The organism is Dialister sp. CAG:357 (genome assembly GCF_000435155.1).
Taxonomy (GTDB): domain Bacteria; phylum Bacillota; class Negativicutes; order Veillonellales; family Dialisteraceae; genus Dialister; species Dialister hominis.
Map to the genome: position 1 here is coordinate 1 of NZ_FR896452.1, position 4,913 is coordinate 4,913.

Annotated in this window: 4 protein-coding genes; all 4 read right to left on the minus strand. The window is 47.2% G+C overall.

The features are described from left to right. Window positions 1–249: 249 nt before the first annotated feature. A complete protein-coding gene (locus tag M3200_RS07360; protein ID WP_022382890.1) occupies window positions 250–2,133 on the minus strand; it encodes a hypothetical protein in 1,884 nt (627 codons plus the stop codon). A gap of 11 nt (window positions 2,134–2,144) precedes the next feature. Continuing rightward, window positions 2,145–2,537: a DUF2185 domain-containing protein gene (locus tag M3200_RS07365; protein WP_022382891.1), complete on the minus strand. Its 393-nt coding sequence runs from the start codon at window positions 2,535–2,537 to the stop codon at window positions 2,145–2,147. A gap of 197 nt (window positions 2,538–2,734) precedes the next feature. Beyond that, window positions 2,735–3,643: a riboflavin biosynthesis intermediates N-glycosidase gene (gene ybiA, locus M3200_RS07370; protein ID WP_022382892.1), complete on the minus strand. Its 909-nt coding sequence runs from the start codon at window positions 3,641–3,643 to the stop codon at window positions 2,735–2,737. Between the two features lie 631 nt (window positions 3,644–4,274). After that, on the minus strand, window positions 4,275–4,913 hold a 639-nt coding region (locus tag M3200_RS07375), incomplete at its 5' end, for an amino acid--tRNA ligase-related protein (protein ID WP_288178217.1).

Consider the following 4,913-nt stretch of genomic DNA (forward strand, 5'->3'; position numbering starts at 1 on the left):
TTATTCATCCCCCAAATTTCCGTGAAGAGCCAAACCTAACGCTGCTCGACGGAAATGAATCATTAAGAACCGTATAACCGGACTTCGTCCGTCAGTAATCAACCCTATCCACCCTTCGGGCACCTTCCCCGTCTGGGAAGGCGTGTTTGACTTCCGCTGGGACTTTTCCTGACTGGCGTTAATTTCCTGCAGCAAAAAAGCCGTGACAAAATGCAGGATCATTTCGTCACAGCTCTTTGTGATTCTTATTTATTTTTTGCCTTTTCTGAATGGAATGATTTTGGCTGGTTCAGCTTTTCTGGGTTCTTTGATATAGAATCCGTCCACGTTTTGAGAGAAGGGGTTCAGGATTACTTCCGGAAGGTCGCTGTTCTGAAGGGCGGGGATGATAGCCTCAAGTGCTTTTCTGATATCCCAGAGGATGAGGTCGATGTAGATGTGGTGAAGGCCTGTGGCCACGCCCATGACTGTGCCGTTCTTACCTATGAGGTCCTCAATGGTTTCTCTGACGTTGAAGAGTGTATCGGGTACGAGGTCTTCTTGTATGTCTTTTGTGGGTATGCAGAGGAAAACTGGTGCTACAGGGAGGTCCAACAAGTCGTCCAGGTTGCCGTCTTCACCAAATTCGTAGGATGTGACCAATTCTTTGCAGCGTGCTGTGCCTGCAAAGATGTCGCCTCTCCATCCGTCTTCATCATTGATGTCTGGTTCTCGTGTATAGGGGCGCGCTTCCATCAGTTCCTCTTCCGGGTCGACATCAATTTCTTTTCCTTCTTTTCGGAGAAAGTCCGGAAGATCTGCCAGAGTCATGCGGATTCCTTTTTCGGGAAGTTTCTGAAATGAAAAGCTGTTGATATTTTCCTCAAAGGCATAATCTCCTATGGCTCTCATAAGGGCATCTACAGCCAGATCCGGTGCGTCATTTTTGACCACGTTTTCCAATTTATTATCAATTGTGATGTCGTAGTAGGTATTATTGTCAGGAAGCTGCATCTCTTCTACAGAAATATTGATTTCATTCCACGGTACATGAACTGTCCCGTCATCAATGGCTCCGTCTTTTTCTATTTTCCTGCCGACATGGATATTCCATTTCTTTGTGACCGATTTTGGTGCATGGTCTTTGATGCATTTCATTGCGTAGAGAATGTAAGGTCTGCCGAATAAGCGCAGGTAGAGATCATACTTCTTGCCTTTCCCATTTACGCTTTTACCGACGTTGATTCTGGGGAGGAAACCCAGTTCCCATGATGCATCCCTGACGTTTTCCATGGCTTTTAACCCCGGGAATTCACCGGTTCCGACCGGCCCTTTTTCTATTGCGTCAATAATTGCATTTTCATTTTTCTTGAATACTTTCCAGAAATCCTCTGCGCGCTTAACGAAGGAGTCATTGATATCAATTAAATCGTCATCATCATCGTAATCTTCGTCATCATCATCGAGACTGCCAGAGTCGTCAGAGCTATAGGGATCAGGCATCGCAGATAATCCTGCTGATATTCCTTCATATGTTTTCCGTATTTCTTCATATGTCAGACTGCCGAGGTCGGTGAATGGCTTTTCCTCAGGATCATCCTCGAAATCGTATTCGCCGATATCTCCGATGTCTTCTCCCATTTTGAGCAGCTTTATATTCAATTTCGAACCTTTGATCATTTCACGGATATCACTCTTAGATATAGTATCTCCGCCTTTCGGGTAAAGCTTCAGTGCCTGATTCAGATAGGGAAGTGCTTTCTCATCCTGGAAGGTAAGGGCGTAGAGGTGCCCCATGAAAAGATTCCAATCATAATCCTTTTTCATTTCATCCGCGTGGCGCTGCATGATTGTGATGGCCCTTTTGCGGAATTTCGGATGATCGGGATTATCAAAGCTTCCAATTTGCCTGTAAATTTTTGCCAAAAGCAGATCTATCTCTCCGGTATGAAGGCTTGGCGGAAGATATTCCAGTTCGGCCATGGCAGGTTTCAAATCTCCATTTTTCTGCATCTCGCCGGCAGCATCAAGAATTGCCTCCGTACACATCTGCTGCATCACCGGAGGAATCGCCTCATAGAAGTTTCTAATATGTTTGATAAGATTTACAGCGGCTTCCAGGTCCCTATCCTGTTCTTCATTATTTTTCTTCATGATCTTCCTCTTTATTCCAAATGCCAGTCGTCAACTTGATGAAATATGCCTTTTTCGTCACGCTCGAAGGCAGAGCCGCAGGGGGCTTTCAGGAGCGGGAGGACGTCGGGATCGATGGAAACGATGGTGATGAGTTTGTAGATGCCAGAGTTTTCCGGTTTGTCCATGTACTCATGGCTTTCATCGCCTGCCATGAAGCGCCAGCCGCTGTCCCATTCTCCGGCGGGTTTCGTGCGATAGCAGAAGCCTACCTGCATCTTTTCCACAGCGACACGCTTTGTGGAAATACAGCCGTCGGGGCCTTCCCATTCTGTAAGCTGGATTTTTCTGTCCTCCATGAAAACAGCCATTTTCATTCTGGATTCATTCAGGATCACGCCTTCTCTATATTTGCCACAGCGCATGACTGAGTCCTCCTTGTTCCCAGGATTGTTATCCTGTATATATTCATTCTATCAGATGAAAGCCCCCTCGTCATTGATTTCCATCGTTTTTGTTCATGATGATTCTATCGCTCTGGCAGCAGAGGCATTCTTTACCATTGGATAAGAAAAGCCGGGCAGCGTATTCAGTTTGCCCGGCTTTTAAAGTTCATATGAAATTAGCTGTTCTTTCCCGGAGATTTCTTTTTGGCATAGGTCCAGTCGCAGGAGCTTTCGCAGCGGTAGACGCGGCGGAGTTCATCCCTGACTTCCATCAGTGCAAAGCCGAGCATGTTCTCGCCTTTCCAGTCGCGCGGATCTCTTGCTTCTTCGTCGTAGGCGGATGCGCCGATGCCCCAGATGGTGTCATACGGGCTTGCTTCCACGATGATGTTCTCTCCTGTGGAAAGGAGAAAATCACGCAGTTTCTTGTTCTGTGTGAATTTGCGCCAGTTGCCGTTGACGACAATCGAGTGCTTGAATTCGTCCCAGACGTCCTGTTTCAGGTAAATGACAGTGCGGCCGAGGGCCTGAATGACAGCCGGGTCGTCGCTTTCAAATATCTTTTCCCTGACTTTTTCATCGCTGAAAAGGTCTGCTTTTTCGGCCATCATGTACTGCTCCATGCAGTTATATTGATAGATGCCGACGGAAAATTTGGACGGATACCACTGGCTGAGGCAGGACTGCGTCAGCGTGCCGTCTTTTTCATCATGGTCCCAGAAGTAACAGAAAGGCCGCCCGTTTCCTTCTTCCCATTCTTTGATGAGCTGCGCCCTGGTGTACTTGGGCTTGCCGCCTTCGCGCCATGCGCAGGTCGAGTAATTCTTGTAACGCAGAAGTTCGGTTTTATCTTCTCCGTCCCACCAGCCTTTCCAGGTGATGCGTTCCGGGAACATTTCCCGATAGACTTTCTTTTCCTTTGGCGTCATCATTTTGAGCCATGTCTGGAACTTTTCTGCATAAGCTCCGCCGAAGCCTGTCCTCCAGCCGACGGATGAGCGTCGGATATATGGGCAGACCATCCAGGGCGGAGGCATGATCCTCCTGCCTTGGAATTCGTTATACCCCGTAATATTCACTTTCATAGATCATTCCCTCCAGATTTAAAAATTCTCTTCCAAGATTTTCCCCCGAAAATCCGAAGAGGCATGACCTTATACGCTTATTTTATCAAAAATATACATGCACGTCATTATTATGACGATTTATTTAAATTTTTAAATAAATCTGCACAAAAAGCAGGTTCTTCCGTATAAGCATAGGAGCAAAAACGCACCGTATCTTGCAGTGTGTAGGTTTGTGGACGGAGGAATGAGGAAATAGAAAGTGGAGACTGTAAAAACTCACAAAAGAAGTATTGATGGATAAAACCGTACAACCAGCCTGCGGCTGATGGTAATTAACCCCTTTCGGCGTGAGAGGAATGGCTTTACTTAAAACTGCACCCCTTTCGGCCATTATGGAAATAACACAAACATTTCTGTGATTTCATATGTAATCATTGGTATAATGGCCACTTCCCCCGAAGGAGGCAGCCTCGCAAGGAATAAAAGAAAGAATTCAACTCTTATTTGTTTGGAACCTTATGTAACCCCATCCCTACATACTCCTTCCCCTAACGGGGACAGCTAAATCTCGCCGCCCTCGCTTTTCCCCAATTTCCCAATGAAAAAAAGCGTCCTTCTATTTCTGGAAAGAACGCTTTTTCATTGTTGATTAGTAGAGTTTTGCGCCTGCCGGGATGTGGTTGTCGACCATGAGGAGGTGGAGTTTTTCTTCGCCTTCTTCTTCATGGATGGCAGAGAGGAGCATGCCGCAGGAGTCGATGCCCATCATAGCTCTCGGTGGCAGGTTGACAATCGCGATGAGGGTCTTGCCAACGAGTTCTTCCGGTTCATAGAATGCATGGATGCCGGAGAGGATGATGCGGTCGGTGCCTGTGCCGTCGTCGAGAACGAATTTCAGGAGTTTCTTGGATTTCTTGACGGCTTCGCAGCTCTTGACTTTGACTGCTCTGAAGTCAGATTTGCTGAATGTATCGAAGTCTACATAGTCTGTGAAGAGTGGTTCTACTTTGGCTTTGGAGAAGTCGATTTCGCTGTTCGGCTTGAAGAATCCATCGTTGCCTGTTTCTGCCATGGCAGCTTCTTCAGCAGCTTTCGCGTTTGCTTTTTCCTGTGCGGTTTCCGGTTTCATAGCCGGGAAGAGGATGATGTCGCGGATGCTGGAGGAGTCGGTCATGAGCATGAAGAGACGATCAAGGCCGATGCCGAGGCCGCCTGTAGGAGGCATGCCGTATTCGAGGGCGGTGAGGAAGTCTTCATCGATCGGATGAGCTTCGTCGTCGCCGTGTGC